The organism is Ruminococcus sp. MCC718 (genome assembly GCF_018783905.1).
Lineage (GTDB): Bacteria > Bacillota > Clostridia > Lachnospirales > Lachnospiraceae > Hominisplanchenecus > Hominisplanchenecus faecis.
The window spans coordinates 1-280 of record NZ_WQNP01000156.1 but is presented as its reverse complement, the minus strand read 5'-3'; the positions used below and the strand labels follow the sequence as shown (position 1 = coordinate 280).

1 pseudogene is annotated in these 280 nt (G+C 43.6%); it reads right to left on the bottom strand.

The annotated features are described in order from the left end of the window. Positions 1-46: 46 nt before the first annotated feature. Positions 47-280, bottom strand: a pseudogene (locus GPK60_RS12745) (RNA-guided endonuclease TnpB family protein); the annotation flags it as partial.

Here is a 280-nt window from a genome sequence, read left to right as displayed (position 1 = left end):
CTTTTTTCAGGGTGCGTCCATGACACCAATACTGCTTGCCTTTCGGCTATGCAGCTACTTTTATTATATCTGGTTTTTTTAGTCCGGTTACGGACAGTTCCTTCTGTTTTCCGGATACGGAAAGATATTTCCGCAGGATATTAAATGCGCCTACCGCATCTGCATTGTATCTTACTCCGTCAGTTACATACATGCCCCGTTCTTTTCGGTTTGATGCTTCTGCATATCTTTTTGATACTTCTGGTGATAACGGGCTGCACTGGCTGGTATAGCTTTCTTC